The 26358-nt window shown below is 41.0% G+C and carries 28 protein-coding genes and 2 tRNA genes; 22 read left to right on the forward strand and 8 right to left on the reverse strand.

What is annotated here, in order from left to right; all coding sequences use genetic code 11:
• Nucleotides 1-16 precede the first annotated feature (16 nt).
• The gene (locus B2Z67_RS14770; protein WP_291530609.1) at nt 17-877 is read left to right on the forward strand and encodes a 3-keto-disaccharide hydrolase; all 861 of its coding nucleotides are present in this window, start codon (nt 17-19) and stop codon (nt 875-877) included.
• Nucleotides 878-905: 28 nt separating this feature from the next.
• Complete coding sequence (locus B2Z67_RS14775) at nt 906-1808, forward strand: sugar phosphate isomerase/epimerase family protein (protein WP_291530610.1); 903 nt, start codon at nt 906-908, stop codon at nt 1806-1808.
• Between the two features lie 87 nt (nt 1809-1895).
• Here B2Z67_RS14775 and B2Z67_RS14780 read toward each other — a convergent pair whose 3' ends face one another.
• Nucleotides 1896-2492 carry a MarC family protein gene (locus B2Z67_RS14780; RefSeq protein WP_291530611.1) on the reverse strand — a complete coding sequence of 199 codons (597 nt, stop codon included), beginning with the start codon at nt 2490-2492 and terminating at the stop codon, nt 1896-1898.
• A 176-nt stretch (nt 2493-2668) separates the two neighbouring features.
• On the opposite strand from B2Z67_RS14780, the gene B2Z67_RS14785 reads away from it, so the two are divergent.
• Nucleotides 2669-3334, forward strand: a complete 666-nt coding sequence (locus tag B2Z67_RS14785) for a Crp/Fnr family transcriptional regulator (protein WP_291530612.1) — start codon at nt 2669-2671, stop codon at nt 3332-3334.
• Nucleotides 3335-3691: 357 nt separating this feature from the next.
• Here B2Z67_RS14785 and B2Z67_RS14790 read toward each other — a convergent pair whose 3' ends face one another.
• Nucleotides 3692-5290, reverse strand: a complete 1599-nt coding sequence (locus tag B2Z67_RS14790; protein ID WP_291530613.1) for a hypothetical protein — start codon at nt 5288-5290, stop codon at nt 3692-3694.
• 352 nt (nt 5291-5642) lie between these two features.
• Between B2Z67_RS14790 and B2Z67_RS14795 the strand changes: the two genes are divergently transcribed.
• Nucleotides 5643-6023 (forward strand): NUMOD3 domain-containing DNA-binding protein, encoded by a 381-nt coding sequence (locus B2Z67_RS14795; RefSeq protein ID WP_291530614.1) that lies wholly within the window; start codon nt 5643-5645, stop codon nt 6021-6023.
• Between the two features lie 83 nt (nt 6024-6106).
• Here B2Z67_RS14795 and B2Z67_RS14800 read toward each other — a convergent pair whose 3' ends face one another.
• The gene (locus B2Z67_RS14800) at nt 6107-6364 is read right to left on the reverse strand and encodes a hypothetical protein (protein WP_291530615.1); all 258 of its coding nucleotides are present in this window, start codon (nt 6362-6364) and stop codon (nt 6107-6109) included.
• A 347-nt stretch (nt 6365-6711) separates the two neighbouring features.
• On the opposite strand from B2Z67_RS14800, the gene B2Z67_RS14805 reads away from it, so the two are divergent.
• The 6 genes from B2Z67_RS14805 to B2Z67_RS14830 all read left to right on the forward strand — a co-directional run bounded on the left by B2Z67_RS14805 (nt 6712) and on the right by B2Z67_RS14830 (nt 10126).
• A complete protein-coding gene (locus B2Z67_RS14805) occupies nt 6712-7005 on the forward strand; it encodes a hypothetical protein (RefSeq protein ID WP_291530616.1) in 294 nt (97 codons plus the stop codon).
• A 26-nt stretch (nt 7006-7031) separates the two neighbouring features.
• Complete coding sequence (locus B2Z67_RS14810; RefSeq protein ID WP_291530617.1) at nt 7032-7340, forward strand: hypothetical protein; 309 nt, start codon at nt 7032-7034, stop codon at nt 7338-7340.
• Between the two features lie 112 nt (nt 7341-7452).
• Nucleotides 7453-8091 (forward strand): recombinase family protein, encoded by a 639-nt coding sequence (locus B2Z67_RS14815; RefSeq protein ID WP_291530636.1) that lies wholly within the window; start codon nt 7453-7455, stop codon nt 8089-8091.
• A 393-nt stretch (nt 8092-8484) separates the two neighbouring features.
• Entirely contained in the window at nt 8485-8991 is a 507-nt protein-coding gene (locus B2Z67_RS14820; protein WP_291530618.1) for an outer membrane protein, read from the forward strand.
• A gap of 22 nt (nt 8992-9013) precedes the next feature.
• On the forward strand, nt 9014-9514 hold the full coding sequence (locus B2Z67_RS14825; RefSeq protein WP_291530619.1) for a hypothetical protein: 501 nt from the start codon (nt 9014-9016) through the stop codon (nt 9512-9514).
• 33 nt (nt 9515-9547) lie between these two features.
• On the forward strand, nt 9548-10126 hold the full coding sequence (locus B2Z67_RS14830; protein WP_291530620.1) for a hypothetical protein: 579 nt from the start codon (nt 9548-9550) through the stop codon (nt 10124-10126).
• Nucleotides 10127-10237: 111 nt separating this feature from the next.
• On the opposite strand, the gene B2Z67_RS14835 is transcribed toward B2Z67_RS14830, so the two are convergent.
• On the reverse strand, nt 10238-11578 hold the full coding sequence (locus B2Z67_RS14835) for a tyrosine-type recombinase/integrase (RefSeq protein ID WP_291530621.1): 1341 nt from the start codon (nt 11576-11578) through the stop codon (nt 10238-10240).
• Between the two features lie 327 nt (nt 11579-11905).
• Entirely contained in the window at nt 11906-13459 is a 1554-nt protein-coding gene (guaA, locus tag B2Z67_RS14840; protein ID WP_291530622.1) for a glutamine-hydrolyzing GMP synthase, read from the reverse strand.
• A gap of 431 nt (nt 13460-13890) precedes the next feature.
• On the opposite strand from guaA, the gene B2Z67_RS14845 reads away from it, so the two are divergent.
• Both B2Z67_RS14845 and B2Z67_RS14850 read left to right on the forward strand, forming a co-directional pair.
• The gene (locus B2Z67_RS14845) at nt 13891-15129 is read left to right on the forward strand and encodes an AAA family ATPase (protein WP_291530623.1); all 1239 of its coding nucleotides are present in this window, start codon (nt 13891-13893) and stop codon (nt 15127-15129) included.
• Nucleotides 15130-15257: 128 nt separating this feature from the next.
• Nucleotides 15258-15407, forward strand: a complete 150-nt coding sequence (locus tag B2Z67_RS14850) for a hypothetical protein (protein WP_291530624.1) — start codon at nt 15258-15260, stop codon at nt 15405-15407.
• Nucleotides 15408-15470: 63 nt separating this feature from the next.
• Here the strand turns inward: B2Z67_RS14850 and mscL are convergent, their stop codons facing one another.
• The gene (gene mscL, locus B2Z67_RS14855; RefSeq protein ID WP_291530625.1) at nt 15471-15899 is read right to left on the reverse strand and encodes a large-conductance mechanosensitive channel protein MscL; all 429 of its coding nucleotides are present in this window, start codon (nt 15897-15899) and stop codon (nt 15471-15473) included.
• A 135-nt stretch (nt 15900-16034) separates the two neighbouring features.
• On the opposite strand from mscL, the gene gap reads away from it, so the two are divergent.
• From gap to B2Z67_RS14885, 6 genes are all read left to right on the forward strand, one after another.
• On the forward strand, nt 16035-17045 hold the full coding sequence (gene gap, locus B2Z67_RS14860; RefSeq protein WP_291530626.1) for a type I glyceraldehyde-3-phosphate dehydrogenase: 1011 nt from the start codon (nt 16035-16037) through the stop codon (nt 17043-17045).
• A gap of 419 nt (nt 17046-17464) precedes the next feature.
• A complete protein-coding gene (locus B2Z67_RS14865) occupies nt 17465-19522 on the forward strand; it encodes a M3 family metallopeptidase (RefSeq protein ID WP_291530627.1) in 2058 nt (685 codons plus the stop codon).
• A complete protein-coding gene (locus tag B2Z67_RS14870; RefSeq protein ID WP_291530628.1) occupies nt 19519-20031 on the forward strand; it encodes a DUF4847 family protein in 513 nt (170 codons plus the stop codon). Before B2Z67_RS14865 ends, B2Z67_RS14870 begins: the two co-directional genes overlap by 4 nt.
• Nucleotides 20032-20045: 14 nt before the next feature.
• On the forward strand, nt 20046-20489 hold the full coding sequence (locus tag B2Z67_RS14875) for a dCMP deaminase family protein (RefSeq protein ID WP_291530629.1): 444 nt from the start codon (nt 20046-20048) through the stop codon (nt 20487-20489).
• A 2-nt stretch (nt 20490-20491) separates the two neighbouring features.
• On the forward strand, nt 20492-22228 hold the full coding sequence (locus B2Z67_RS14880; protein ID WP_291530630.1) for a S41 family peptidase: 1737 nt from the start codon (nt 20492-20494) through the stop codon (nt 22226-22228).
• The gene (locus B2Z67_RS14885) at nt 22176-22676 is read left to right on the forward strand and encodes a 5-formyltetrahydrofolate cyclo-ligase (RefSeq protein ID WP_414630820.1); all 501 of its coding nucleotides are present in this window, start codon (nt 22176-22178) and stop codon (nt 22674-22676) included. The genes B2Z67_RS14880 and B2Z67_RS14885 overlap by 53 nt, the downstream gene beginning before the upstream one ends.
• A gap of 137 nt (nt 22677-22813) precedes the next feature.
• Here the strand turns inward: B2Z67_RS14885 and B2Z67_RS14890 are convergent, their stop codons facing one another.
• Together B2Z67_RS14890 and recF are read right to left on the reverse strand one after the other, a co-directional pair.
• Entirely contained in the window at nt 22814-23104 is a 291-nt protein-coding gene (locus B2Z67_RS14890; RefSeq protein ID WP_291530632.1) for a DUF721 domain-containing protein, read from the reverse strand.
• Nucleotides 23105-23156: 52 nt separating this feature from the next.
• A complete protein-coding gene (gene recF, locus B2Z67_RS14895; RefSeq protein ID WP_291530633.1) occupies nt 23157-24269 on the reverse strand; it encodes a DNA replication/repair protein RecF in 1113 nt (370 codons plus the stop codon).
• 172 nt (nt 24270-24441) lie between these two features.
• Here recF and B2Z67_RS14900 point away from each other — a divergent pair, with 172 nt between their 5' ends.
• The 4 genes from B2Z67_RS14900 (at nt 24442) to B2Z67_RS14915 (ending at nt 25974) form a co-directional block, all read left to right on the forward strand.
• On the forward strand, nt 24442-25125 hold the full coding sequence (locus tag B2Z67_RS14900; protein ID WP_291530634.1) for a tetratricopeptide repeat protein: 684 nt from the start codon (nt 24442-24444) through the stop codon (nt 25123-25125).
• 130 nt (nt 25126-25255) lie between these two features.
• A complete protein-coding gene (gene ribH, locus B2Z67_RS14905) occupies nt 25256-25750 on the forward strand; it encodes a 6,7-dimethyl-8-ribityllumazine synthase (protein WP_291530635.1) in 495 nt (164 codons plus the stop codon).
• A 60-nt stretch (nt 25751-25810) separates the two neighbouring features.
• Nucleotides 25811-25893, forward strand: a tRNA-Tyr gene (locus tag B2Z67_RS14910).
• Between the two features lie 8 nt (nt 25894-25901).
• Nucleotides 25902-25974, forward strand: a tRNA-Gly gene (locus B2Z67_RS14915).
• The last annotated feature ends 384 nt before the right edge of the window (nt 25975-26358 follow it).

Genomic DNA, 26358 nt, shown 5'->3' on the forward strand with positions numbered 1-26358 from the left:
CATAAATATTATTATCATGAAAAAAGTATTTTATCCATTAGCATGTTGCATCGTAGCAGCGACATTGGTCTCTTGCGGTGGCCAGAAAAAGGCAGAGACCACTCAACCGGCCGAAGTATCGTTATCCTATTCTAAATCGCTGAAAGCAGCCGAAACAGACAGTTTGCTGCTTCCGGTTGACGCCGATGGCTATATCACCATCTTCGACGGAGAGACATTCAACGGCTGGCGCGGATACGGTAAAGACCGTGTACCCTCCAAGTGGGTCATTGAAGACGGTTGCATCAAGTTCAATGGTACCGGAGGCGGTGAAGCGCAAGCTGGTGATGGCGGCGACCTGATCTTTGCCCATAAGTTTAAAAACTTCGAGTTGGAACTCGAATGGAAAGTTGCTAAGGGTGGTAACTCCGGCCTTTTCTACTTGGCTCAGGAAGTCACTTCAAAGGACAAAGACGGCAACGACGTACTTGAACACATTTATATCTCTGCTCCCGAGTTTCAGTTGCTCGACAATGAGAACCATCCGGATGCCAAACTGGGTAAGGATAACAACCGCCAGGCAGCTTCCTTGTACGACATGATTCCGGCAGTACCGCAAAACGCCAAACCTTTCGGCGAATGGAATAAAGCTAAGATTATGGTTTACCAAGGTACAGTGGTGCACGGACAAAACGACGAAAATGTGCTTGAATACCACCTGTGGACCAAAGAATGGACTGACCTGCTGCAAGCCAGCAAATTCAGCGAACAGAAATGGCCATTGGCGTTTGAGTTGCTCAACAACTGCGGTGGCGAGAATCACGAAGGATTCATCGGTATGCAAGACCATGGAGACGTAGTATGGTTCCGCAACATTCGTGTGAAAGTACTCGATTAAACTCATGTATCAATATAAATCAGGAAACATGAAACACCGGACATATTTGTGTGCAGTAGCCATGCTTCTCGCCATTCCGTTTACAGCGATGGCACAGAAAAAAGCTACAAAGGACGTCAGCATCCAGCTTTATTCCGTAAGAAATGTGCTCAACAAGATAGACAATAAAGACGGTAAGTGCGATCCCGCTTATACTGCCATGCTGAAGAGCTTGGCGAACATGGGATATACCGGCGTTGAAGCTGCCAACTACCAGGACGGGAAATTCTACAATAGAACTCCTCAGCAATTCAAGAAGGATGTAGAAACGGCAGGCATGAAAGTGCTGTCATCGCATACCTCCAAGGGGTTGTCAGATGAGGAATTAGCGTCGGGTGACTTCTCCGAGTCGATGAAATGGTGGGATCAGTGCATTGCCGCCCATAAGGCTGCCGGCATGCTCTACATTGTATGCCCCAGCATGAGAACACCCAATACGCTGAAAGATTTGGGTACTTATTGCGCATATTACAACGAGATTGGCAAGCGTTGCAAAGCGCAGGGTATGGCGTTTGGCTATCATAATCACAGCTTTGAATTTCAGAAAATAGAAGGAAAAGTGATGTATGATTACATGATTGAGAACACCAACCCCGAATACGTTTTCTTCCAGATGGATGTGTACTGGGTAGTACGCGGGCAGCAAAGTCCGGTAGACTATTTCACTAAATATCCCGGCCGGTTTGCGGTGTATCACATCAAAGACCATCGTGAGATAGGACAAAGCGGTATGGTAGGTTTCGATGCCATCTTTAAAAATGCCAAGAAAGCCGGATTGAAGCATATCATTGCCGAAATAGAGGAGTACAGCATGCCTTTGGAAGAAAGTGTCAAGACCAGTTTAGAGTATTTGCTGGATGCGCCTTTCGTGAAGGATTCGTACGCCAAGTAAAGCTCAACAGGCTATATTAAATAATCAAACCTGCACGTCATACAAAGATGTGCAGGTTTTTTTGTATCTCACCAGTAAGAATCACTATTATTTTTGCAACGCCTCCACCAGCAACGTAATATTCGCCATAAACAACCTTACCGAAATAGCCAGCAGAATGATGCCAAAGAATTTACGGATTATATAAATGCCGCCCTTGCCCAGAAACCGCTCTACACGACCGGTCATGCTAACAACAAAATACACCCACGCCATATTCAGTACCAAGGCAATGATGATATTGACACTGGCGTACTCCGCACGAAGAGACAGCAAAGTGGTAAATGCGCCCGCACCTGCCAGCAAAGGGAAAACCAACGGCACAAGCGTAGCTTCCTTGATAGGCCCCTGGTTCTTGAAAATTTCTATGTCGAGAATCATTTCCAGCGACATCAGGAAAATAACTAAAGCGCCGGCAACGGCAAACGATTCAATATCTACATGAAACAACTTCAACAACATATCGCCGGCATAGAAAAAACCTATCAGCAACGCAAAAGATATCAACGTAGCTTTCAATGCGTTCACTTCTTTCCCTTTCTCCTTCAAATTAATGATTATAGGAATAGAACCAATGATATCAATTACGGCAAACAGTACGATAAAAGCACTGACTAATTGTTGAAAATTAAATGCATAAAACATATATTCCTCCTTTTTTGCAAAGATAGTCGATTTTTATGCATCCCACAAGATTTATTCGTACCGATTGAATAGCACGTTTAAGAAATAATAAAAAAACAAAAAAGAAAGGCTAAATATATTAGAGTAAATAACGATTATTCTACTTTTGCTTATTAAACAAAAAGAAGAAGGGATATATGGAAACAATGTACAATAATCTCTTGCAACTACCACTCTTTCAGGGGCTTGTGCAAGAAGACCTTACCTGCATATTAGGAAAAGTGAAATTACACTTCACAAAGCATAAAGCTGGAGATATATTAGTAAAAAAAGGCACGCCATGCGAATGGCTGATATTTATCCTGAATGGGGCAATCACCTCTACCACAACATCTGCCGATAACACTTATACCTTTATGGAATTCAGCCGGGCGCCTTACGTGATAGAGCCACAATCTTTGTTTGGCATGAATACGTCCTATGTATCTACCTATTTGGCCCACACGGAAGTACGTACGTTAACCATTAGTAAAACATTCGTGATGAACGAGCTGTTTAAGTACGAAATTTTCCGCCTCAACTACATGAATATAGTTAGTAACCGTGCTCAAACTTGCTATAGCCGGTTATGGGCCGCAACGCCCGAAAAGTTGGAAGCACGTATTGCCAAATTCATCCTCTCGCATTCAGAGCGTCCGTCGGGAGGAAAGATACTAAAGATAAAAATGGAAAGGCTCGCCTTTGTGATTAATGACACGCGACTCAGTGTATCAAAAGCCTTGAATGGTATGCAGCAAAGCGGACTGTTGGAACTGCATCGGGGAGAGATTGTGATACCGGAAGTAGAAAAACTGATCGGGTAGATTCCTGAGTACAATTAAGAAACTGTTTTGAGCTTCTTAAAAAAAGTCCGGAGCATTGAATGCTCCGGGCTTTTTTATATGACATCGTATTCTCATTCTTATGACATCTTATTCCCATTCGATTGTTTTTCATCTTTAGACGTTAAAATATTTATGCTTATTATCAATAGTTTAACCTTATTCTATATACTCACTTCTAATCAACTGGTGACAAAAACTGGTGTCAAACTATATAAGTAGTTATTTCTATATATGGGTAGGCTAGGTAACTTCTATCTGCATTTCAAATGAAGCTACCTCACCCTATATCATAGTTCGGATTAGCGTTTATTCCAGGAAAATCCTGGAAATACTCCCCTAACAGGCTAACTCATAGTGCATTTTGAACATCTTAATCAGTTCCCCATTATCATAATTAGGGTTAACAGTCTTAGCCCTTCGTATGAACGTTTTGACCATTGCCCTAACATCATCCCTATCATTAATGTCATAGTACCCACCATGAACATCGCTGTCCATTTCTTGCAAAATCAATTCCGATTGATAATCATAGTAAGGTTTATCCATATCGCTTTGAATTGGACATTCTATTTCTATATTGTTCTCTTCTTCTTTTCTTATAGAATCAGAATGTCCATTTCCCTTCTGATACTTAGTGATACCCATCTCTTGCCTGAACCGCTGTAACGTCTTAGTCGAAATGTTTAATCCATACTCCTTAAAGACCTCAACATTAGCCTTGTCGGTAAGTGAGACATCATATAACTCTCCTATTTGACTATATGTAATTAACTTCTTTGAAAGATTACTAACTTGTCGTTTGTTGAGGCTATGTTTAACACAATAGCCATCATTCACTATATATTTTCTCTTATCCTTCCTTATATTTATTTCTTTATACCTTTGCAAATCAGCCTTATACGAGCGGAATGCAATATCAATCAATTGCTTTTTATCTATCTTATCTTTACTATTATCAATATAATAATATAGCTCATTCACCAAGCAATGCAATAAGTGTTCAAAGGATAGTTTATCAATCATCATTCTGCGTAGAATCCCGTTCAAGTATAACTTCCTTCTTCTTCCCTCTCCGTCTCTTATAGGCTTAACTTTGGTGGTGATATTCCGTACATCTCCATCCTCCTTATAATTGGTATGATATATCCAGTATCTTATAATCTCTATATAGTTAGGTGGAAGAATAATGTAAGGTGTATCATCATCAACAGGTTCTAATGGAGTATGCTGAAAGAAGTAGTACTTATCATTATACTTGGCTATCAAATCAGTATATGACATATTCCAGTAGTCATTAATATATTCCTTATCCTGAATTAGACTTTCTATTTCTATATTGTTTTTCTCTTCTTTTCTTATAGGATTAGAATGTCCATTTTGATTCTTATTATTCAATTGAAATTGGTTTATAGAATACAGATTACAAGTGTTGATCAACTCACATTCATGGTAACTACCAAACACAGCCTGAACAGCATTCCTGCCACAATTATCAGAAATAGAAAGTTTATTTATATCAACTATTTTATCATATAACTCTCTGAATACATCAATATTAACAAGTTCTTCCTTAAAGAAAAACAAAAGCCTATACCTATTTCCTTTACCTTCTTGCTGATGACTATAAGTCGTGTATGCAATGGTCGGCTTAAGTTGCAACATATCAACCAATTCACCCAAGTCACATTTAACATCATTATCTAAGTCTATCATAATAAAATGTGTTCCAGTGAAATTATTACAGGTACGTTGATGCTGTTTAATGGTTAAATCGTACTCATTAGTAAAGTTAGCCGATAATACATATCCGCTTTTTATGAAATTCGCAATTTCATCCAGTGATAGATTCTTTCTTATATACTCTATCTTTCTAATTTCTTCATGGTTAGGTTTTTCCAAAAAACAACTTACAGAAGTCGTTATAGTATAAATCATAATTTAGTTATTTAAAATGTATCTTATTTTGGTTTATTATTATTTTAGTAAGCGTAAAAAAATAAGTTGGGACAGTTTTTGATTAAAGAAAGAGACTGCATCTCATCAGTGCCGTCTTAATCTGTACCAAGTTATTTTTTAATCATTACTTAATGGTTACAAAAGAGGATAAGAACAGAATACTATTATCCATATAAGCGAACAACTCCAACTATGCCAAACGTACAGAAAATAATTGAGAAAACAAAATTATTTCATATAATAATTATATTTATATATAGAAGTTAGTTCCAACTACCTCATAATAAATATAATGGTAAAATATAAAATAATAATATAAACAAAATAATATATGGAAAATAGCACAAGCAATGCTGTCAAACCACAACGCAGCAGGGAAGGGAACTTAAATCCTATGTGGGGAAAACAACAATCATTAGATACGAAGAAAAAAATCTCTAATACTCAAAAGAAAAGATACGAAGCAATCAGGAAACAACTTCAAAAAGAGGAAACGAAACAAGCGATAGGGCGAACCGACAAAGTAGCACGTATGGATTTATTAAATCAATGTCTTCATAAGGATACAATCGGCTTTGACAGTGTTGAGCAAGCTCACAACTTTGTAGCTATTATGTTGGAGAACGAGGGAACAAGCTACCTCCAAAGGATTGTTAAAGAAGAACTAAACAAGTTTTTGAATGAAAGAGAAAGAGGTAATAAACACGTTTAGTAACCATATTTTTTATGGAATATGGCTCTGAGTACATTATGACAAGGAAAACAACCGTTCATCGTGTATCTCTTATTGATTTTTCATTCAACAGGTTCTTTTTTCCTTCCTCTAGTGGTGGGTTTGACATACAATACTCCCTTTCTGATTGTACATCGGCTATTAGTATAAACCATATCCGCACCGTCAGGGAGCTTATAGAAGTAGTTGTTGAGGCTTGCCTGACCGATCCCCAACTCTTCGGCTGTATGCCTATCATACATTGATGAAGGAGAGCCAAAATACTCGTGCTGGTCACCTATCTGAAGATGAATCACTGTCCTTTCACTGCCATTTGCCATAATTTCTTCTTTTGGGGCAAATATAGCAAGAAATGTTATTCAAATTAAAATATAATCATTAAATTAACAACATTAATTCAAAATATTATCTTATTTTAATTATAACCATCAAATTAAGTTCTACAATCTGATTCAGTATTTTAAAATTGCATTATCTAAGGAAGCAAATTAGCTTCCTTTTTTGTTTTACCTATCTTATTTTGATTGATATATTATTTAAATTGAAATTAAATAATATATTTTATATTATTTAACCATTGATATTATTTCAATTCAATTAGAATAACTATCTTTGTGCTGTAATTAGAAATAAGCAGTAACAATTCAATGATATGACAACAATGGATATGATAAATAAAGCCATAAAGATGATTCATGAGCATGATTTCTTTTGGATTTATGCAGATTGCGAAGCATCAGCAAGGGAAGCATCACGTAGACACATGGTAACCTTTGTTGAGTTTATCAATGCTATTGATGCCAACACAAGAAAAGCATTGAAAGACCTTTGGTTAGCTCGTCACGAATGGGCTAAGAAGAATATGTTCGAGATTAATAAAGAAGCATTGAACGTGTACGAGACTAAAGAAGCCGAAACACTTGCATCGTTGACAGCTCTAACTTACACAATAGCTGCATAACAACAAGGAGGACACAGGAAATGGAAATGGCGAAATATATAATGAGTATTTTGAAAGGTCAACTTATGGTTGTCTGGTCATGGGGCTTTAATAGCCCTGTAACTATCGAAAACGGATTGCGCTTCAAGGTACAAGGATTTAAGTTTAAGGGGGCGGTTGAGATTGTATATAATGAGGGCAAAGACTTATTCAATATAAACTTCATAAAGAACGGGAAGGTAAGCGACACTATTGAAGACGTGTATTTCGATATGCTCGTTGAGGCTATTGATACAAGGGTGGAGAAGACTGCTAATTACGAACAGAGGGTTCTGAATGAGTATTCGTTAAATTGAAAATGTATTCAAAAAACAAATGTGTTCAAAAAATAATATATTGAATATGGATAACCCAATAAAAGTGTTACCAATAAATCCAAAGGATTGTTCAAATACAAATGTTAAGAATATAAAGAGAGCAGTGATATATGCCAGAGTGAGTTCAACCATAGAGCGGAATCGGCAGAATACAGACCGCCAAGTTGAAGACCTAAAGAATTACGCCGAGTATGCAGGCATGGAAATAACAGAAGTATTTGAAGAATACATTAGCGGTGGAAAAAAGAATAATGAACGTGCCATTCTCCAAGATGCCATTGATTACTGTATAATAAATAAGGTAGATATACTCCTAACAAGTGAACTCTCAAGAATAGGAAGGAGCAGTTTTGAAGTACTGGAGACAGTGAAGACATTGATTGATAACAAGATTAACCTATATATGCAAAAGGAACAGTTCACCTTACTGGATAACACAGGAAAGCCTTCCATGTTTGCACCCATCATGTTGGCGACATTGGCAACATGCGCCCAGATAGAGAGAGAAAACATTCAGTTTCGGTTAGATAGTGGTTACCAACGTTTCAGAGCTAATCACGGCAAGGTCGGTAGAAAGAAAGGGAGCATTAAAAGCATAGAACAGAAAAAAGAGGAATACAAAGAAATTATTTCACTATTGAAAAAAGGATATTCTATTAGGAATGTAGCTAAGCTAACAAAAAGAGGCATAAGCACGGTGCAAAGGGCTAAAACAGAGTTTTGTATATAAAGCTACGATATATTTATGAGTTATTAGTTCAAAAAACTAATTTTGCAAAAAAATAACAGCTCACAAAGCGTTCTTTGCTAAATAATTCTTAATTTTGCAACGCTACAAATAGTAGCAGACATAATATAGGAAGCGTTTAGCTTTATTTCACGTTGATGAATCTCGACAACTCATCTTGTAATTGAAATAACAAAGAACGTTCTTCCTTTGGTGTGTTATATGTATCTCTACATATATAGCCAAAGGTGTGAGCTGTTTTTTCTTATCTATTACAAGGGCAGTCGAGAGCCTATCAATGGGATAAGGACTAAAATAGGCTCACACTTTCTTTATATGCCCATTCAATTATTTCTTTTTTGCACCATTGAGCCGAAGGTGCACTTTTAAATTACAATGAAAAAGTTTTTTACGGTCGCTATCATCCTTATGGTAGGTTTGGGAACAGCTATGGCACAAAAAGGTGAAATGGCTGGTGGTGTTCAATTAAACTATGGGTCGGAGATTGAAAGTTTAGGTATTGGAGCAAAGTTTCAGTATGGCATTACGGATGCTATTCGTGTTGAGCCATCTTTCAACTATTTCTTCGGCAAAAATAGCTTTAACATGTTCGATTTTAATCTCAATGCGCATTACTTGTTCAAAGTTGCCAATAAAGTTAATGCTTATCCCTTAGCAGGTCTTGGCTATACAAGTTGGGAAATAGGTGGAATAGAAATTGATGACGATGACTTTGAAGTAGAAAGTGAGAGTTCCCGAAGTGGGAAAATTGCTGTTAACTTAGGTGCGGGCATAGAATATCAACTCACAAACAAATTGGCTGTCAATGCGGAATTGAAATATCAGATAATCAGCAATTTCAACCAGTTGGTGTTCGGTGTTGGTATGACTTATAAGTTCTAATTCTATAAAATTATAAGAAGATATGACTAAAAGAGTTTCTATAAGAAGGGTCAGTAGTGATATTTGGCACAATATTGATAAAAAGGAGTTTTGGGTTTGCTTGATAATAAGCTTTTTATTGAGCACTATATCCTTGTTGATCAATTTTGAATCTGAGCTAACAAGAAGTAATATTCTTAGCATCTTTCCCAGTTTGGTCGGATGCACCATAGCGGGCTATGCAATAATAATAAACCTCAAAGAGGAAACTGTAAAACGATTAGAAGATAAAGTGAATGGGGAACAGCCTTATGAAGTCCTCTGTGCTTCTTTTTCCTTTGCTATCATATTACAGTTAGTACCAATATTCCTTTCTCTTTATTGTCCCAAAGATTGGTATATGGTAGACAGTTCTATATATACAAAAATTATACCCTTCTTAGTTTTATTCTTTAGCCTTTTTTCATTGCTTTGGATTGGAAACTTAGCACTTCATTTGTTCGCATTAAGGATGTTTATTTTATCCAAAGAACAGAAGAAATAGAATCAAATTAAGACAAAAAAAAGATTTTATATTATGAAAAAGATTTTATATATTTTGACAATTATTTGTCTGTCGTTTGTAGTGTATTCATGTGATAAGGGTGGTAGTGATGAACCATTCATGGAAGAAAAAAACTTGTGGGAAGGCACAAAGTTTAATGGAAAGAAACCAGATAGTAGGGCATTTCTAGTTAATGGGGAAGTCCGTGACGATTTAAGATTCCAATGTTATGTCGATCCTAGGATTAAAAAAACTCGTTTTTATGAGGAACATGGTTATTTGGAATTTGTCCCTTATTGGGAGGGTGGGTGGCCCAACACTTATGATGATTTTAAAGAGGGATTATTGTTATCAAATAGGGATGACACAAATAATGGTAGGAATGAAGAAGGGTGGTGGATTATGTATCCAACTGGTCCTAAAGTATGGTTTGACTGCCATGGAACACCCAATAATATTGATTGTGAGGATAAGTTGATTTCTGGTGCTATTTATGTGTATGAGAACACCTCAACTTATATTGCATTGTTATATGATAATGTAACCATTAAACCATACGGTTTAAAAGCTGACAATTTTGATGGTGTTGTGATATATTACAAATGGCTTTAAAACAGCAATAATTATTCAAATAGTACACATACTGTTGAAAATAAATAATGCGGCTTAGTAATAAGTCGCATTATTAGATTATACTTAAAAAATATATACCAAAAAAAACAGCTATACAAAAGCCTTAGCTACAATAGCAGCATGTTCCGCTTGAGACATCTTTATATATTTTAGAAAGTTTGCTTCGGTCGTGTGACCAGTAATCGCCATAATGCTAATAGAAGGAACGCCTTTCAAATACATATTAGTTGCAAAGGAACGTCTAGCAGTATGATTCATTATAAAATGATATTTAGATTCTCGACGTATTATAGTCTTTCCCCCAACAACACGGGACAAAGACATCACTTCATTAATACCAGCTAATTCACCACACTTACGTATTTGTTTCAATGCATGAGTTTTATCAACTGCCATTGGTAACTTACCGTCATATTTTCTAATGATATTTCTTACCAGAGGGTGTAGTGGAATAATAACCGTTCTATTGGTTTTACTCGTTGTAATTGTCATAGTATCAGCCGTTAAGTCTGCTTTAGACAAGTCTTTCCAATCACCAAATCTTAATCCCGTCCAACATGCAATTATGAACAAGTCTCTTGTTTGTTCTATCATACTCTTAGCGTCTATTTCAGAAGCAATAGCCGCATCCGAAAAATCAATGTTATACAGACGTTCTATTTCATCTCCCGATAGATAGATATTATCTACATCATGTGCCTTTGTCGTATATCTATGAAAAGACTTATCATTGATTAACCCTTCCATTTCAGCCTCCCTAAGCCAAACCTTCATTATACTATATTGACTTGCTATGGTATTAACCGAGTAGTTTTGCTCCATAAGCCAAGCAGTGAAGTTCTCTTCCAATCTATTATTAAACAGTTCCCACACTAATCGCTGATTCTTTTCCCTACAGAAGCGTTCTAATCGTTGTAATGCGTTTTGATGATTATAGATTGTTCCATCCACGATTTTACGTTGAGTATCTTTATTTACCATATTGATTTTTCTCTCAATATAAGCCTTCACAAACTCTTCTGGGCATTTTCTAGTTTTAACCTCTATTCCGCGGATTTTTGAGTTGAGAAATGCTTCAAAATTAGTTTTTGAATGTTCCATCACATTACTCATTAAATGGGATTGAGAAACCATTACGCCATATTCTTTACAATAGTCCAATATTTTTTCAAGCTCTTTATTAATTTTCTTATTGTACTTATTCTGAATTGCGTTTAAAGTACTACTTTCTACAGCACCTCCCCCTTCTTGTGTCCGTGTCGTCTTAAGCCAAAACTCTGGTTCAATCAGAAGAGTTGTATATACCCTTGCACGTTCCTTATTAATGGTCGTTGACAACCATATCTGTGACCTTCTACCCCCTATACCTTTGAGGTTAAAATTAACTCGCATAACAAATCTATTAGCAATGCTTACTTCATTACTTACCATTCTTTTTAAAGTTTAATTTATGAATATTGTATTCCCAGAGTTTGGGTTATGAAAAAGTTACTAACATCATTTTAACTTCCAATGCAAATAGACAAAAAAAAATATTAATTCCCAAATCATCTGAAACATTTTTTCAAAGATACTGGGAAATAATCATTTCCAGAAATTAACGATTGGCAGGTGGTGACAAGAACTGGTGACAATTCACAAATATTAAGAATACTGCAAAAAAGTCATTTTGAACGCCCACAGAGCTATGTATCAACAAAATAGCCCCAACTTTACACAAGCTGAGGCTACTCAAATATCGTCTAAAAAGGGCTTATTTTATTCCCATTCGATTGTTGCCGGCGGCTTCGACGAAATATCATAAGTCACACGGTTCACCCCTTTCACCTTATTAATAATGTCGTTGGAAACCTTGCCCAGGAACTCATAAGGAAGATGCGCCCAGTCCGCCGTCATGGCATCCGTAGAAGTTACCGCACGGAGGGCAACGGCACGCTCGTAGGTACGCTCGTCTCCCATCACACCAACCGACTGCACTGGAAGCAGAATTACGCCTGCCTGCCACACCTTATGGTAAAGGGAAGTTTCGCTACCATCGGCTTCTTTTACCTTCCAGTCGCGCAAACCTTGAACGAAGACATCATCCGCATTTTGAAGAATAGCTACCTTCTCAGGGGTGATATCACCCAGAATGCGTACTCCCAAGCCCGGCCCGGGGAAAGGATGACGGGTAATCAGGTGATCGGGCATGCCCAGTTCACGACCCACGCGACGAACTTCGTCCTTAAATAACAAGCGAAGTGGTTCGCAAAGTTTCAGGTTCATCTTCTCGGGCAAACCACCCACATTGTGGTGACTCTTGATAACCGTACCCGTAATAGACAGTGATTCAATGATATCGGGATAAATCGTACCCTGCGCCAACCACTTCACGTCTTTTATTTTATGAGCTTCTTCATCGAACACGTCAATGAAGCCTTTACCTATGATCTTACGTTTCTTTTCCGGTTCCGATACTCCTGCCAACGCGGCGTAAAACCTTGCACTGGCATCTACGCCAATCACATTGAGGCCGAGACATTCATAATCGTGGAGCACATTCTTGAACTCGTTCTTACGAAGCAAGCCATGATCAACAAAAATACAAGTCAGATTCTTGCCGATAGCACGGTTCAACAGTACGGCGACAACAGAAGAGTCTACACCACCGCTCAAACCCAGGACAACTTTATCATCGCCCACTTGCTCTTTCAGTTCGGCAATAGTTGTTTCAATGAAGGAAGCTGCGCTCCAGTTTTGCTTGCAGCCGCACACGTCTACCGCGAAATTCTTCAGCATGTGCGTGCCGTCTTCCGTATGGAATACTTCGGGATGGAACTGTACGCCCCACACGTTCTCATTTTCTATCCGGTAGGCGGCAATAGCCACTTTTTCCGTCGAAGCAATTGTTCTGAAACCGGAAGGAATAGCGGTAATCGTGTCTCCATGACTCATCCACACCTGTGTATTCTCTTTCACGTTCTTGAACAGCACATTGTCCTTATCAAAGGAATTCAGATGTACACGTCCGTATTCACGGTTCCCGGCAGATTCTACCTTGCCGCCATTGGTATAAGCAATGAACTGCGCACCGTAGCAGATGCCCAGAATGGGGTACTTGCCACGAATTTCACTCAAATCGACCTTGAACGCATTTTCATCGTATACAGAGAACGGACTGCCTGAAAGTATAACTCCTTTCACACTTTCATCCCCTTTGGGGAACTTATTATAAGGTACAATCTCGCAATATATACTCAATTCGCGAAGACGTCGCCCAATGAGTTGTGTGGTCTGCGAACCGAAATCAAGAATGATAATCTTTTCCTGCATATAGCCTGTATGGATTTAATTAAAATGATTTGCAAAAGTAGAAAAACTATGCAAATAACGGAAGAATATAGATTAGAAAATTTCTCTCGGCGGTTAAATCATTCATCTGATATGCGGAAAGGGGGGCTTCCTTTGACTGTATCCGCTTCTTATTTATCCCGCAGTTATTTCGTAGCTGCTCCCTACCTACTCCTTGTCTATAGAGAGGGAGCAGATAAGGAGCAGATAAGGAGCAGGCATGGTTCGGATATAGGTATTTCATACCCTCAGCGGAAGGATGATTAGTCGTTTTATATGCCGATAATAGCCTAAAATCTTTAAGTATTGTTCTTGTTTTGAGAAATAATCTCAAGCTTTTATTCTTATTGCAAGAATAATGGGTGTATTTGAAGCGGAATACGAGAATATCTCTCAAAAGTAAGAAAACAGATATGGTACACCTGATAGAATTTACAGTAGGGAACTTCCTTTCTTTTAATGAAAAGAAGACATTGAGTATGGAGGCTGCCGGTATTCGGGAACTGCCGGAAAATACATTTGTAAAAGGTGATTGCAAGTTATTGAAATCTGCCGTTGTTTACGGGGCTAATTCCAGTGGAAAAAGTAATTTGATTAAGGCGATGGAGTTTATGAGAAAGACAATTTTAAACTCCTCTAAAATGAATTCAACGGATAAATTGGGGGTTTCTTCCTTTCAACTAAATGCAGAAACGGCTCAGTCTCCGTCTTTTTTTGAAATATTATTTTATGATTATAATACTCGCTACAGATATGGGTTCGAGTTGGACAATGAACGGATACATGCCGAATGGTTGTACACACTACCGTCTCACAATACAAAGAAAGAACAATTGTTGTTTATTCGAGATTCGGAAGGTATAGCCGTTAACAATTCATTTCAGGGAGCTTCGGGATTAGAAGAGCGCACTCGTGATAATGGGCTTTTCTTGTCGGTTTGTGATCAGTTCAATGTGCCAATAGCCAAAAAACTGGTCTACGCAGTAAACAGTATCACCATTGTATCTGGCGTAAATCACGATCAACTCATAACAATGACCAGCATATTTATGGAAAACAACACACAACTTACAAAAGGTTTTTTCCAAAAATTACAATTAGGTTTTATTGACATTAATCGAATCACTGATAAACGTGGATGGATAGACAAAGCTTTAACTACCCACAATGTATATGACGTTAAAGGTAATATAGAAGGGCAACATCATTTCAAAATCGTAGAAAGCGAATCTGCCGGCACTAATAAAATATATGATTTAACAGGGCATCTGCTTTTTGCACTACAATCGGGGATTACACTAATAATAGACGAACTGGATGCTAAACTCCATCCTTTATTGACAAAGAAGATCGTTGAAATGTTCCATTCCAATGAATTGAATAAGAATGGAGCACAACTCATCTTCGCCACCCACGACACCAACCTCTTAGGGTGCAACTGTTTTCGTCGTGATCAGATATGGTTCACCGAAAAAAACAGGAAAGAAGAAACAGATCTTTATTCATTAGTAGAATTCCGCAACGTAGAAGGAACAAAGGTACGGAACGACCGCAACTACGAAAAAGATTATATCGAAGGACGCTACGGCGCCATTCCGTTTATTGGTGACTTTTCTAATTTGATGAAGAATGGCGAAAAGGAAAGAGATTAAGGATTTCAATCACCGCTTTGAGCGCGATGAATCCCAACGTGGCAGGAAAGTAGGAACCCGTAATAAACGAGTTTATTTCCTCATTGTGTGCGAAGGAACCAAGACCGAACCCAATTATTTTTCCTCCTTTGAGAACAACCTACCCCCTTATACGCTGGGCAGATATGTTGATTCGTTCGCATGAAGGGAAAAAGCCGGCAGATTGCAACCCCGGCACCACTGTTCATCTTCTGGTGAAAGAACTGACCGACCCCGGCAGCGTTACGAATACCAAATAAAAAGGAGTAATGCCACACCTCGCAGCACTACTCCTCTTTCCTTATAACAGAAAAACATCAAAGTTACTTCTTCTCCTTCAGCAAATCGCGGATTTCAGTCAGCAACACCTCTTCCTGTGACGGCGCAGGCGGAGCAGCAGGAGCTTCTTCCTGCTGCCTGGCAGACAATTTCGCAATCAATTTGATAAACAGGAAAATGGAGAGAGCGATGATGATGAAATCAAACGTCACCTGCAGGAAATTCCCGTAATTCAGAGTCACGGCGGCAATTTCCTGACCGTTTACCATTTCAGCGGGCTTCATCACCCATTTCAAATCCGCGAAATTCATACCGCCCACCAACAGTCCGATAGGAGGCATAATGATATCCGCAACCACGGAAGACACAATTTTACCAAATGCACCACCGATAATTACACCGACAGCCATGTCAACCACATTCCCCTTCATGACGAATGCCTTAAAATCTTGCAAAAATGAACTTTTTCCCATAAATTCTATTATTAATTAATAAACTAAGTATGAATATAAAAACAATTTCTTACTTTTGCACCGCATTTCCAAAAGAGATGCAATGAAAGGATAGAGACATTTAAACAAATATTACAACTTAAAAGTTTAAGCAAAATGATTAAAGTAGGTATTAATGGATTCGGACGTATCGGACGTTTCGTATTCCGCGCAGCTCAGACAAGAAACGATATTCAAATCGTTGGTATTAACGACCTTTGCCCGGTAGATTATTTGGCATATATGCTGAAATATGACACAATGCACGGTCAGTTCGAAGGAACAATCGAAGCTGATGTTGAAAACAGTAAGTTGATTGTAAATGGTAATGCTATCCGTATCACCGCAGAAAAAAATCCTGCTGACCTGAAATGGGACGCAGTAGGTGCAGAATATGTAGTAGAATCTACAGGATTATTCCTTTCTAAAGATAAAGCTCAGGCTCACATCGAAGCAGGTGCAAAATACGTAGTTATGTCGGCTCCTTCAAAGGACGACACCCCGATGTTTGTATGCGGCGTAAACGAAAACGCTTACGTTAAAGGTACTCAGTTCGTTTCTAACGCTTCTTGTACTACTAACTGTTTGGCTCCTATCGCTAAAGTATTGAACGACAAATGGGGTATCACTGACGGTTTGATGACCACAGTTCACTCTACAACTGCTACTCAGAAAACAGTTGATGGTCCTTCTATGAAAGACTGGAGAGGCGGCCGTGCTGCTTCAGGCAACATCATCCCTTCTTCTACAGGTGCTGCTAAGGCTGTAGGTAAAGTTATCCCTTCTTTGAACGGTAAACTGACCGGTATGTCTATGCGCGTTCCGACTTTGGACGTTTCTGTAGTTGACTTGACTGTAAACCTGGCTAAGCCTGCTACTTATGCTGAGATTTGCGCTGCTATGAAAGAAGCTGCTGAAGGCGAATTGAAAGGTATTTTGGGTTACACTGAAGATGCAGTAGTTTCTTCTGACTTCCTGGGTGATGCTCGCACTTCTATCTTCGACGCCAAAGCAGGTATCGCTTTGACTGACACTTTCGTGAAGGTTGTATCTTGGTATGACAACGAAATCGGTTACTCTAACAAAGTGCTTGACCTCGTTGCTCACATGGCTTCAGTAAACGGATAATTAAAGTTTATATACCTTTTAAAGCAGGCAATCTCTTTCGGAGAGATTGCCTGCTTTTTTTTACGTTCATTATCTATCAGTACAATAGTGCAGCTTTTTTTTCATGTAATCGTCCTAATCCGCTCTAACTTGCATTATTCATAAGTGTCTCGTCATAAATGAGAATTTAGCGGTGGGAATGATTAATAGTAGTATCTCTATTGATCATTCCCACCGCTAAATTCTCATTTATAGTAAAAATAATTATTACGAAGTACTTACACTATGAATAATGTAGGCTAACATAATTATAATATACTTTGTTAAAATATAGCTGGTTCTTCGTCGAATCAGCTATTTTTTTGCATTTTTGCAACTAAATATTTTACTGATACCCAAGTATGATAAAAATTAGATTAACGTTAATATCACTTTGCCTTATGAATATGATACAGGCTCAGAACCCTTTTTTCGAGAAATACTCTACTCCGCACGGTACAACTCCGTTTGATAAAATAAAAACAGAACATTACGAGCCAGCCATCCGCGAAGGCATCAGCCGCCAGAATACCGAGATTGACGCCATCACAAACAATCCGGAAGCGCCGACATTCGCCAACACAGTGCAGGCTTATGAAAAATCGGGCGAACTGCTGAACAGGGCGACTAACGTATTCGGCAACCTGCTCAGCGCCCAAACGAACAACGAAATGCAGGAGCTTGCCAAGACCTTGATGCCGTTACTGAGTGAACACTCCAACAACCTTTCTCTGAACGAGAAACTGTTTGCACGCATCAAAACAGTGTACGAGCAGAAAGACCGGATAAATCTGACGCCCGAACAAAACAAGCTATTGGAAAAGATTTATAACGGCTTTGTCCGCAACGGCGCCAACCTGGAAGGAGATGCCAAACAGAAATACCGCGAACTGAGCCGTGACCTCAGCCTGCTTACCCTGCAATTCGGTGAAAACAACCTGAAAGAAACCAACGAATACAAACTGGTGCTGAAAGAAACAACGCAGCTTGCCGGACTGCCTCAAAGCGCCACCGACGCCGCTGCCGAAACCGCCCGGGAGAAAGGCGTGGAAGGATGGGTATTTACCCTGCAAGCACCCAGCTATGTTCCATTCATGATGTATGCCGACAATCGCGACCTGCGTTGTGAACTCTACATGGCGTCCAACACCAAATGCAGCCATGAAAACGAAACCAACAACCAGGAGATTGTGAAGAAGATTGTCAATACCCGCATGGCCATCGCGCAACTTCTGGGATACGACAACCTCGCCGCATATAGCTTGAAAGAACGGATGGCGCAAAACAGCGACGCCGTATATACACTGCTGAACCAATTGCTGGACGCCTACACCCCCACTGCCCGCCAGGAGTATGCAGCAGTGGAAGCATTGGCGCACCGGACGCAAGGCTATGACTTCACGGTGATGCCCTGGGATTGGGCGTACTATTCCCAGAAACTGAAAGACCAAACATACAGTATCGACGACGAAGTGCTGCGTCCCTACTTTGAATTAAGCAAGGTAAAGGAAGGTGTCTTCGGACTCGCTAACCGCCTGTATGGCATAACATTCAGGAAGAATACCGACATTCCGGTGTATCACAAAGACGCAGATGCATACGAGGTGTTCGATAAGGACGGCAGTTTCCTGTCCGTGCTTTACACCGACTTCCACCCCAGGGAAAGCAAGCGCTCGGGCGCATGGATGACTTCCTACAAAGAGCAATGGATAGACGAAAACACAGGTGAAAACAGTCGCCCGCACATATCCATCGTTATGAACTTTACCAAACCAACCCGGGACACGCCCGCCTTGCTGACGTTTGATGAACTGGAAACATTCTTGCACGAATTCGGGCATGGACTGCACGGCATATTTGCCAACTCGGTATATGAAAGCTTGAGCGGCACCAATGTGTATCGGGATTTTGTGGAACTTCCCTCTCAATTCATGGAAAACTTCGCCACGGAAAAAGAATTCCTCCATACCTTTGCCAGACATTACCAGACCGGAGAATTAATCCCCGACGAATTAGTACAACGCATTGTCGACTCATCCAACTTCAACGCAGCTTATGCCTGCTTGCGTCAAGTGAGCTTCGGGCTATTGGATATGGCATGGTACACCCGCAAAACTCCGTTCAACGGTGACGTGAAAGCGTATGAAAGAAAAGCATGGGCAAAGGCCCAAATCCTCCCCGTGGTGGAAGATGCCTGCATGAGTACCCAATTCTCGCATATCTTCGCGGGAGGCTATTCCGCCGGATATTACAGCTACAAGTGGTCTGAGGTGTTGGATGCGGATGCTTTCTCATTGTTCAGGCAAAAAGGCATTTTCAACCCTGACGTGGCAGCCTCTTTCCGTGAGAATATTCTTTCAAAAGGTGGTACGGAGCATCCTATGGTACTCTATAAGCGTTTCCGCGGACAAGAACCGACCATCGACGCATTATTAATCAGAAACGGTATCAGGAAATGAATAGAAGAATAAGAAATATCAGTTACTTATTGATGGTGCTTTCCTTATTCCCCATACTTAACGGGTGCAATCAGGAGGATGACGTGATAGAAATATTTACCGGAAAGACATGGAAACTCAGCCGTCTCACCACGGAAAACAGCAGTGAGCCATTCCTTCCCAACTTGTGGAATAACGAAACCGATTACAACAACAGTATAGAAGCACTGAATCGGGAAGGTACTTTCACGCTCACTTTTACGGGTACTGAAGTGAATGGAGAAATTATAGGCACATTGGCGGAAGCCACAGGAATAAGGGCTACTACCAGCGGGACATGGCATGTAGACGGGAAAACCAGGAGTTTGACTATCAGTGCAAGAGTCAACGGTTCAGAGACAGACCCGCTGGCAAGAGCATTTATTGCCGCAATAGAGAATGTTTATAAGTATGAAGGAGATGTGAATACATTGACTCTTTACTACCACGAGGGGCAACAAACAAGAATCATGGGGTTTACTCCTCTGTGAAAAAATAGGGAATCATGGATACAATTTCCGCTAAAGAGAAACAAGAGGCATTAGATAAACGTTACATCCGTATGGCAAGCATCTGGGCGGAAAACTCGTATTGCAAACGTCGCCAGGTGGGTGCACTTATCGTCAAGGAAAAAATGATAATCTCCGACGGATATAATGGAACGCCCGCCGGCTTCGAAAATGTATGCGAAGATGATAACAATCAGACCAAACCTTACGTGCTGCACGCCGAAGCCAATGCTATCACCAAGATAGCCCGCTCCAACAACAGCAGCGACGGTGCCACCATGTACGTCACGGCTTCGCCCTGCATTGAATGTGCCAAGCTGATTATCCAGGCAGGCATCAAGCGGGTAGTTTACTCCGAGAAGTACCGCTTGGAAGAAGGCATCGAACTATTGACGCGCGCAGGTATTGAAGTAATATATATAGCTACTAACAAAGAATAGATATGAGTACAAAGAACTCTTCCCGTTTTACCCCGCTCATTATTGCTGTGAGCGTAGTGATGGGTATCCTGATCGGGACTTTTTATGCCAGACATTTTGCAGGAAATACGCTGGGCATCATCAACGGTTCGTCCAACAAGCTCAATGCGTTGTTACGGGTGATTGAAGACCAATACGTGGACACCGTCAACATGACGGGTCTGGTGGAAAAGGCAATGCCGCAAATACTGGCAGAGTTAGACCCGCATTCCACCTATATTCCCGCCCAGAAACTGGAGGAAGTAAACTCCGAACTGGAAGGGAGTTTCAGCGGTATCGGCATACAGTTTACCATTCAAGAGGATACAATCCATGTGAACAGCGTTATCCAAGGCGGTCCTTCCGAGAAAGTGGGACTGATGGCGGGCGACCGCATCATTATGGTCGACGACAGTCTCTTCGCCGGCATCAAGCTGACCAATGAAAAGGCTATGCGCACGCTGAAAGGTCCGAAAGGCACGAAAGTGAAGTTAAGTGTCAAGCGCGCCACCGAGAAAGATTTGCTTGATTTCGTCATCACCCGGGGAGATATTCCGCAAAACACCATTGATGCGGCATACATGGTCGACAATGACTTCGGGTATGTTCAGATCAGTAAGTTCGGACGCACCACTCACGTAGAACTGTTGAATGCGATTGCCCAATTGAGCCACCAGAACTGCAAAGGAATCATTATTGACCTTCGCGACAATACCGGCGGATACATGGAGGCTGCCGTACGCATGGTGAACGAATTCTTACCCGAAGGCCAGCTCATTGTCTATGCGCAAGGACGCAAATACGAGCGTTATGAAGAGTATGCCAACGGAACGGGCAGTTGCCAGAAGATGCCGTTAGTGGTGCTGACCAACGAGGGTTCGGCTTCGGCAAGCGAGATTTTTGCCGGCGCCATTCAAGATAATGACCGGGGTACTATCGTAGGACGCCGTTCCTTCGGCAAAGGGTTGGTACAGCAACCTATTGACTTCAGCGACGGTTCCGCCATCCGCCTGACCATTGCTCGCTACTATACACCTTCCGGGCGTTGCATACAACGGCCCTACCAGAACGGAAAGGACAGCCAATATGAAATGGACTGGCTGACCCGCTACGAACATGGCGAGTTTTTCTCCAAAGACAGCATCAAGCTGGACGAAAACCTGCGTTATTCTACCCGTTTGGGACGTCCGGTTTACGGCGGCGGCGGCATCATGCCCGATGTCTTTGTGCCACAGGACACGACGGGGACTTCTTCTTACCTGATCGAAGCGCTCAACAAAGGACTGACCTTGCAATTCAGTTTCCAGTACACCGACCGTAACCGCGCTCAACTGAACGAGTTCGACAACGAAGAGGATATGCTGAAATATCTGCGCCGGCAGGGCATTGTGGATCAGTTCATCCGCTTTGCGGACAGCAAGGGAGTGAAGAGACGTAATATTTTGATTAACAAATCATACAAGTTACTTGAGAGGAACCTGTATGGCAATATCATCTATAATATGTTAGGTAGGGAACCTTACATCAAGTTTGCCAACCAAAGCGATCCTACCGTTCAGAAAGCATTGGAAATTCTGGAGAACGGAGAAGCATTCCCCAAAGCTCCGGAGGAAACTCCTAAGGAAGAAACGAAAGATGAAGGAAAGGAAAAAAGAACTGCGGAAGCATATAGCATCGTTAAAGACCCTGAACAGGGATTCATTTACGCATCAATCAGCTGAAATACTCGCTGCCTTGGAAGCGCATCCGGCTTTCAGGGCAGCGCGCATCGTGCTGCTCTACTATTCTCTGAATGATGAAGTGAACACTCACGAGTTCATCCGGAAATGGAGCCGCAAGAAACAAATACTGCTTCCGGTTGTCGTAGGAAACGAACTGGAACTACGCTTTTATACCGGGCCTCAAGACCTTACAACGGGTTCGTATCATATTGAAGAGCCTACCGGAGAACGTTTCACCGACTATCAAGCCATCGATTTCGCCGTGATTCCCGGCGTGGCTTTCGACCTTGCAGGCAACCGTCTGGGACGGGGCAAGGGGTATTACGACCGCTTACTTCCCCTGCTCCCGGCATTCAAAGCCGGCATTTGTTTCCCGTTTCAATTAATGGAAGAGGTGCCTGCCGAGCCATTCGACATCCGTATGGATACAGTGATCACAATCAGATAAGAACGAATCTTCAGGGACAAAAAATCATCCCATGAGACAAAAAAATCCGTCCCGTGAGACGAGAAAATTCATCTCACGAGACGAAAAAATTCATCTCGTGGGACGGTTTTTTTTGTCTCACGAGACGAATTTTCTCGTTATCTGAAGATAATATTAGTAATGACCTGTGCGCCGACATGGCGATTCAGGTTACGAACCAACAAATCACGCCCCATCATCAGCTCCTGGCGAAGGGCGGCAGAAGTTAGGTGCACGTATAAAACCTGGTTACGGATATAGACATCGCGGGTATAAGATGCAATGACGGGGCCCAGCACTTCCGCCCACGAGTTGATAAGCCGCCGTTCATTCAGCGGCGATTCCAAACTTTCCTGACGAAGATAGTTGCGGATTAACTTACCAATCTGTTCGGCATCGTTGCGTTTCATATATTTCTTCCGTTATGCAATGTTTCAAATTTCAGACCCTGCCTGTGATGCTTCATGTTTCATCACCTGTCCGTTCGGTAACAACGCCTTGCTCAACCCGGAACATCTTGTAGTCACTGCCCACTTTATAAAGAATCCGGTCTAAATGTTCACGGTTGGTATCAGTGATGAAGATCTGCCCGAAGTTATCACCTGCCACAAGCTTGATTATTTGTTCCACGCGCGAAGCATCCAGCTTATCAAAGATATCATCCAGCAAAAGCAAAGGGACGGTACTCCCCGTACGTTTCAAGAAATCAAATTGAGCCAGTTTCAGGGCAACCAGATAAGTTTTGTTCTGTCCCTGCGAACCTTCGCGCTTGATAGGAAAATCACCCAAAAGCATATTCAGCTCATCCTTATGAATACCATGCAGGGAATATCCCATAATCTGATCGCGCACACGGCTCCCCTTTATAACTTCGAGCAAAGACGCATTGCAGGCGTGCGAATCATAGGTCAGTCCTACCTGTTCCTTATCCTGTGAGATAAAAGAATAAAACGACTGGAAAATAGGAATGAACTCCCTGATAAAAGCTTCCCGCTTGCGGAAAACCACCTCACCCGCCTGCGCCATCATTTCTTCCCAGACCAGAAACAGTTCTTCTTCCACGGGTTGTTCGCTCTTCAGCAATGTATTCCGCTGTGCCATAGCCTTATTATAGCGAATCAACGCATCCAGATACTCTTTATCGTACTGCGAGATTACAACATCCATAAAGCGGCGGCGTTCGTCACTTCCTCCGGAAATCAATTCCGAGTCGGCAGGAGATACCATTACCAACGGCAAAAAGCCAATATGATCCGACAGGCGCGTATATTCTTTCTTGTTCCTCTTGAACTGTTTCTTTTGCCTGCGTTTCATACCGCAATAAACCTCCTCCGGTGTGCCGTCGGGTGCCTCATAAAAGCCCTGGATAACAAAAAAATCCTGATTATGGTGAATATTCTGAGAGTCGATAGGGTTACCTGAACTCTTACAAAATGAAAGGAAATAAATGGCATCAAGCAAATTAGTTTTCCCCATGCCGTTCTGTCCGAAAAAGCAGTTCAACTTCCGCGAAAAGGAGAGTTCTGCTTGCTCCAGATTCTTATAATTGAGTATGGATATACGCTTCAGTATCATATAACAACAGTAAATTCAGATACAAAAGTAGGAAGAATTTCGGGCTTTTCTGATGTAAAACAAAAAAAGATGCCGCTAAATTTCGTTGATACCCATAAAAAAGTTACTTTTGCGGGTCGAAATAGCTAAGAAATTACTCGGATTTTGCATAATAATAAAAAGAATATATAAAATGGCAGAAAAAAAGAAACCGAACGAAGCCTTGAACGTGGAAGAAGCACTGACACAGTCGGAGGCATTTCTCATTAAAAACCAAAAAGCAATTATTGGTACTGTAGTAGCTATAATCGTTATCATAGCCGGTATAGTGATGTACAAGAACTACTACGTAGAACCTCGTGAAGAAAAAGCACAGAACGCTTTATTCAAGGGGCAGGAGTACTTTGAAGCCGATGCTTACGAACAAGCTCTGAACGGTGACAGCATCGGATTTGTAGGTTTTGCCAAAATCGCCGACGAATACAGCGGTACAAAGGCTGCCAACCTGGCAAAAGCATACATGGGTATTTGCTACACTCACCTGGGACAATACGAAAACGCTATCAAAGCATTGGATAGCTTCAGCGGCAAAGACCAAATGGTAGCTCCCGCCCTGCAAGGCGCCATCGGCAACTGCTACGCAAAGCTTGATCAACTGGACAAGGCTGCTTCTACATTGCTGAAAGCTGCTGATATGGCCGACAATAATTCACTCAGCCCCATCTATCTGCAACAAGCCGGAGAAATCCTGGTTAAGCAAGGCAAGTACGACGATGCTATCAAAGCATATACCAAGATTAAGGATAAATACTTCCGTTCTTATCAAGCCATGAACATTGATAAGTACATTGAGCAAGCTCAATTGATGAAGAAGTAATTTATCACCTTATTTATATAGCATATATCAGGCACGGGTTACACAGATTTTACACGGATAAAGGAAAGAACCGTGAAATCAGTGTAACCCGTGCTTCTTTACGTAATTCATAATCCATAATTATTTCGCCATGGCAACAGCTTATCACAACCTTTCAGAATACGATTTCAACTCGGTTCCCGATGCGAAAGAGATGAAATTCGGCATTGTCGTATCCGAATGGAACTTCAACATCACCGGCAAACTTTTAGAAGGAGCACTGAATACCCTAAAGAAACATGGAGTCGGAGATGAAAATATCCTGGTAAAAACTGTTCCGGGAAGTTTTGAACTGATTTTTGGCGCCAATCAATTCATAGAATATAGCGATGTGGATGCAGTGATTGCAATAGGTTGCGTAGTTAAAGGAGACACGCCGCATTTCGACTATGTCTGCATGGGAACCACTCAAGGACTCTCTCAATTAAACGCAACCGGCAATATACCAGTGATTTATGGATTAATTACCACCAACACTATGGAGCAAGCTGAGGAGCGTGCCGGCGGGAAGTTGGGCAATAAAGGCGACGAATGTGCAATTACTGCAATAAAAATGGTTGATTTCGCTTGGAGTTTACAAAAATAGTCATATCTTTGCACCGCAATTGAGAAAACAAAGTTTAAACCGGTTACTCAAAAGCAAAAAGGGCAAATACCAGAGTGGCCAAATGGGGCAGACTGTAAATCTGCTGGCTTACGCCTTCGGTGGTTCGAATCCATCTTTGCCCACTAAAATTGCGGAAGTAGCTCAGTTGATAGAGCATTAGCCTTCCAAGCTGAGGGTCGCGGGTTTGAGCCCCGTCTTCCGCTCTTGAGAGAATCCTGATAGTTATATAACTATCAGGATTCTTCTTTATATATTGTCGAAGTCCGGCATACTTTTCCGGGTCAGCGGATTTCCAAAATGCACGCACGCGTACCAAATTTCGTGGGGTAATATCATATATCTGCAAAATAAAATAGTAAATGAACAACAGAATAAAATAGTAAATGCCCGAATAGGATCCTTTTGCTGACCAAAGTAGCATTACTCGTTTCCTAATGAATACCATACTTCCTTTTCCTCATTCCTCATTATATTGTTTTTGCAATTTCCTCAATTGATTTCCGAGTTTGAGATTTGAGTTCCGAACTATAATAACCTATGGGTATAATTGCCACAGGATGTATATGGGCTCACCCGCAAATCATTGG

Origin of the sequence: Bacteroides sp. UBA939, from assembly GCF_002293435.1 — a bacterium.
In the GTDB taxonomy this organism is placed as follows: domain Bacteria; phylum Bacteroidota; class Bacteroidia; order Bacteroidales; family Bacteroidaceae; genus Bacteroides.

Excerpts from the sequence above, each read along its gene's own strand:
- B2Z67_RS14770 (WP_291530609.1), top strand. The coding sequence starts at position 17 with ATGAAAAAAGTATTTTATCCATTAGCATGTTGCATCGTAGCAGCGACA.
- B2Z67_RS14775 (WP_291530610.1), top strand. The coding sequence starts at position 906 with ATGAAACACCGGACATATTTGTGTGCAGTAGCCATGCTTCTCGCCATT.
- B2Z67_RS14780 (WP_291530611.1), bottom strand. The coding sequence starts at position 2,492 with ATGTTTTATGCATTTAATTTTCAACAATTAGTCAGTGCTTTTATCGTA.
- B2Z67_RS14785 (WP_291530612.1), top strand. The coding sequence starts at position 2,669 with ATGGAAACAATGTACAATAATCTCTTGCAACTACCACTCTTTCAGGGG.
- B2Z67_RS14790 (WP_291530613.1), bottom strand. The coding sequence starts at position 5,290 with ATGATTTATACTATAACGACTTCTGTAAGTTGTTTTTTGGAAAAACCT.
- B2Z67_RS14795 (WP_291530614.1), top strand. The coding sequence starts at position 5,643 with ATGGAAAATAGCACAAGCAATGCTGTCAAACCACAACGCAGCAGGGAA.
- B2Z67_RS14800 (WP_291530615.1), bottom strand. The coding sequence starts at position 6,364 with ATGGCAAATGGCAGTGAAAGGACAGTGATTCATCTTCAGATAGGTGAC.
- B2Z67_RS14805 (WP_291530616.1), top strand. The coding sequence starts at position 6,712 with ATGATAAATAAAGCCATAAAGATGATTCATGAGCATGATTTCTTTTGG.
- B2Z67_RS14810 (WP_291530617.1), top strand. The coding sequence starts at position 7,032 with ATGGCGAAATATATAATGAGTATTTTGAAAGGTCAACTTATGGTTGTC.
- B2Z67_RS14820 (WP_291530618.1), top strand. The coding sequence starts at position 8,485 with ATGAAAAAGTTTTTTACGGTCGCTATCATCCTTATGGTAGGTTTGGGA.
- B2Z67_RS14825 (WP_291530619.1), top strand. The coding sequence starts at position 9,014 with ATGACTAAAAGAGTTTCTATAAGAAGGGTCAGTAGTGATATTTGGCAC.
- B2Z67_RS14830 (WP_291530620.1), top strand. The coding sequence starts at position 9,548 with ATGAAAAAGATTTTATATATTTTGACAATTATTTGTCTGTCGTTTGTA.
- B2Z67_RS14835 (WP_291530621.1), bottom strand. The coding sequence starts at position 11,578 with ATGGTAAGTAATGAAGTAAGCATTGCTAATAGATTTGTTATGCGAGTT.
- guaA (WP_291530622.1), bottom strand. The coding sequence starts at position 13,459 with ATGCAGGAAAAGATTATCATTCTTGATTTCGGTTCGCAGACCACACAA.
- B2Z67_RS14845 (WP_291530623.1), top strand. The coding sequence starts at position 13,891 with ATGGTACACCTGATAGAATTTACAGTAGGGAACTTCCTTTCTTTTAAT.
- mscL (WP_291530625.1), bottom strand. The coding sequence starts at position 15,899 with ATGGGAAAAAGTTCATTTTTGCAAGATTTTAAGGCATTCGTCATGAAG.
- gap (WP_291530626.1), top strand. The coding sequence starts at position 16,035 with ATGATTAAAGTAGGTATTAATGGATTCGGACGTATCGGACGTTTCGTA.
- B2Z67_RS14865 (WP_291530627.1), top strand. The coding sequence starts at position 17,465 with ATGAATATGATACAGGCTCAGAACCCTTTTTTCGAGAAATACTCTACT.
- B2Z67_RS14870 (WP_291530628.1), top strand. The coding sequence starts at position 19,519 with ATGAATAGAAGAATAAGAAATATCAGTTACTTATTGATGGTGCTTTCC.
- B2Z67_RS14875 (WP_291530629.1), top strand. The coding sequence starts at position 20,046 with ATGGATACAATTTCCGCTAAAGAGAAACAAGAGGCATTAGATAAACGT.
- B2Z67_RS14880 (WP_291530630.1), top strand. The coding sequence starts at position 20,492 with ATGAGTACAAAGAACTCTTCCCGTTTTACCCCGCTCATTATTGCTGTG.
- B2Z67_RS14890 (WP_291530632.1), bottom strand. The coding sequence starts at position 23,104 with ATGAAACGCAACGATGCCGAACAGATTGGTAAGTTAATCCGCAACTAT.
- recF (WP_291530633.1), bottom strand. The coding sequence starts at position 24,269 with ATGATACTGAAGCGTATATCCATACTCAATTATAAGAATCTGGAGCAA.
- B2Z67_RS14900 (WP_291530634.1), top strand. The coding sequence starts at position 24,442 with ATGGCAGAAAAAAAGAAACCGAACGAAGCCTTGAACGTGGAAGAAGCA.
- ribH (WP_291530635.1), top strand. The coding sequence starts at position 25,256 with ATGGCAACAGCTTATCACAACCTTTCAGAATACGATTTCAACTCGGTT.